This is a genomic window from Phyllobacterium sp., assembly GCF_037994425.1.
Taxonomy (GTDB): Bacteria; Pseudomonadota; Alphaproteobacteria; order Rhizobiales; family Rhizobiaceae; genus Phyllobacterium.
The window spans coordinates 1-2,731 of record NZ_JBBNAM010000204.1 but is presented as its reverse complement, the minus strand read 5'-3'; the positions used below and the strand labels follow the sequence as shown (position 1 = coordinate 2,731).

Sequence of the window (2,731 nt, the reverse complement as noted above, 5' to 3'; positions counted from 1 at the left end):
TGAGCTGGGCATCGAGCCGCTCCAGCCGGTGTTGTGCATCGGTGATCACATCGACCTGGTCCTGGAACACGATCTGCTGGGCCGGATGGTCGAACTTCTGCGCCGCAAGCCAGCGGGCATGCGCTGGGCCCCAATTCTTGCGTCCGCTAAAGACCCGGCCATGGCGCAGCAGGAACGAGACAAGCTGCTGGCGCTTCTTGCGATTGCGGCGAGGGCGAGCATAGTGACCGAGCAAGCTCCACCGCCAGCCTTGTGAACCACTTAATATCGTGAGGCCGCAAAAGCCGACGTAGCCGAAATCAGAATTGCAATCGCTGCACACGGGAACAGTCTACGCGTGGCGTTTCCTTCCATTTCTCGCGCCCCGACCACCGGGCGAAAGACGAATGATAGGTGGCCGAACCTGCCCGTTCGTTTGCCAAGAGTTTAAATCTTCGTAAGGCGCCTGGTTGCCCCCCGACGAAGGTCCGCTGCGACCTTGGGCTCTCAGGTTCGAAATGAAATGGGGACGCCCGCTAATTGCCGTCTTGTCAATGACGGGAATGGTTCCTAGTCACCGTCCGCTACGATCAGGGTGCTTGCATGGCGTCATGTGCCTCCGCATGCGCTGCTAGCTGTTTGTTGCGTCGATCATCCTTCTTGCATGAAGGCCGCGCGGTAACCCGGCACCGCAAGGGGGCCGGGGGGTACATGGCCAACGGCCCCCACCCGCCTGGACCGCTTTGCTGGGCGCCTTCGCCATCCTCTCGCTTGTGCGAGATTGTGGCAGGGCGGCCCCGAGCGCCGCAGTGCGACAATGCCGCCGCCGATCTCATTCCACCCGGAAAAATGAGCGCTCGCCGGCAACAGAGAGTCGTGCGACAATGATTGCTTCGCCCCGGGGGCGTCGGCGTCGGTAGCGATAGCTCACGCCAAGCCCCGGCCCCCTCGGACGGACGCGCTATAAGGTGTTCCCAAATCAAAGGGAGGAGCCGCCATGCCGAAGATCAAGGCCAACAACATCACCATCAACTATGAGCAGCAGGGCAGCGGCGAGCCGTTGCTGATGATCCCCTACCTTGCTGCCGACAATGCATGCTATGCCTTTCAGGTCGAGGACTATGCCAAGCGGTTCACCTGTATCTCGCTCGACCCGCGCGGCGCTGGCGAAAGCGACAAGCCTGCCGGGGCCTATTCGACCGAGCTCTTTGCAGACGATGTTGCTGCCTTCATCGCCGCCATCGGGTTGGACCGCGTCCACGTCGCAGGGCTATCGTTGGGGGCGGCTATCGGCATGTGGCTCGCCGCCAAACATCCCGCGCGGGTGAAATCGTTGTCGCTCCACAGCACGTGGGCAAAATCCGACGCCTACCTTAAGGTTGTAGTCCAAGGCTGGCAGTCAATGGCCAAGGGCCTTGGCAGCGTAACCGAGATGATCATCCAAGGAATCTTGCCCTGGTGCTTGACGCCTGAGCTCTATGCCGCAAAGCCCGAGCATATCGAGGCAATCGAGTCCTTCGTGCGCAGCCGACCGCCCCAGCCGCTTGCCGCCTTCCTGCAACAATCCGAGGCGGTCATCGCCCACGATGCCACGACTCAGCTCGCCAAGATCAAGGCGCCGACCCTGATCACCTTCGGCCGCTACGATTTCGTCACCGGAGCCCGCTTCGTGGATGTGCTGAAAGGCGGCATCGCCAACAGCGAACTGGTAGTGTTCGAAGATTGCTCGCATGCCCCAATCTACGAAAACGTCGCTGAGTTTAACGCGAAGACGCTGGCCTTCCTGGGCCGACAGACAGGGTAAAGCCCGACCCGCGGGCTGTTGAGGCATGGTCCTCGCGAGGCAGTGGCTGCTGCGCCATCGGCCGCCGAAGTCCCTCGATCAGTGCTTCCGAGGGCGTCGCGCCACAGCCGCTCATCCTGGCCGACAGGAAGCAGCCCGCGTAACTCGACGGCCGCAAGCCCCTCGCAGAGGGCATCAAACTGGCAGGCCGCCTCGTCAATGGTCCGGCTGGCTACCGAGATGGATCGCGGCGGCTCGCCGCTCGCCGAAGTCGGCAAGTCACGTGTGCATGCGGAAAGGCTCCTCCTTAGCCTGTTCACGGAATGCCTTGCTGAAGCCATTCCAGAAACGAGTGAACTCCTCGAGGATATCAGCCTTCTCCAGGTTCGGTTCGGCGGGCCGAGGAATGAATCGAAGCAAACTTGACCGAGACGATCGGCATCGCATGATCCGCGCCACGGCGATGTTGTCGACATAGGCCAGAAATCATGGTGCATTTCGTCGCCGGCGATGACCGTGCGCTTCCAGGCGAGTTTCATGGCTGGCTACCCTCACCCCTACCCGCAGCCCACCCTCGCCCGTACCCATGGCCGGCGCGCTCTTCAAGACATTCTGGACCGTTGCCACGCTGAAACCGACGCTCTTCGCGATTGAGCGGAAGCTTTCGCCGGCAGTGCGGCGTGCGCGTATGTCGCTGGCGACGGCGTCCGTGACCAGTTTCGGCCGGCCGCCTGTCCGCCCCTCGGCCTTAGCCCGTGCGATGCCTTCCATTTGCCGCTCGCGCCGGATGGAAGTTTCAAACTCGGCAATCAGCGCGAGGACGCCCATGACCAGCTTGCCTCTACGACTTGTCGTATCAACGGCCGCATCGTCCAGCACCTTGAAGGCGACGCCCTTGCCGTCCAGCAGGGTCACGATGGCATAAAGATCGACGGCCGAGCGCGCCAGGCGATCGAGCTTCGTCACCAT

3 protein-coding genes and 1 pseudogene are annotated in these 2,731 nt (G+C 62.2%); 2 read left to right on the top strand and 2 right to left on the bottom strand.

What is annotated here, in order from left to right:
* Positions 1 to 235 (bottom strand): annotated as a pseudogene (locus tag AAAB35_RS14300) (IS110 family transposase); the annotation flags it as partial.
* A gap of 741 nt (positions 236 to 976) precedes the next feature.
* Between AAAB35_RS14300 and AAAB35_RS14295 the strand changes: the two are divergent.
* Both AAAB35_RS14295 and AAAB35_RS14290 read left to right on the top strand, forming a co-directional pair.
* Positions 977 to 1,783, top strand: coding sequence for an alpha/beta hydrolase (locus AAAB35_RS14295; protein WP_340668950.1), 807 nt, complete (start codon positions 977 to 979; stop codon positions 1,781 to 1,783).
* Positions 1,784 to 1,981: 198 nt separating this feature from the next.
* Positions 1,982 to 2,188, top strand: a complete 207-nt coding sequence (locus AAAB35_RS14290) for a hypothetical protein (protein WP_340668949.1) — start codon at positions 1,982 to 1,984, stop codon at positions 2,186 to 2,188.
* A 60-nt stretch (positions 2,189 to 2,248) separates the two neighbouring features.
* On the opposite strand, the gene AAAB35_RS14285 is transcribed toward AAAB35_RS14290, so the two are convergent.
* On the bottom strand, positions 2,249 to 2,731 hold a 483-nt coding region (locus AAAB35_RS14285), incomplete at its 5' end, for a recombinase family protein (RefSeq protein WP_340668948.1).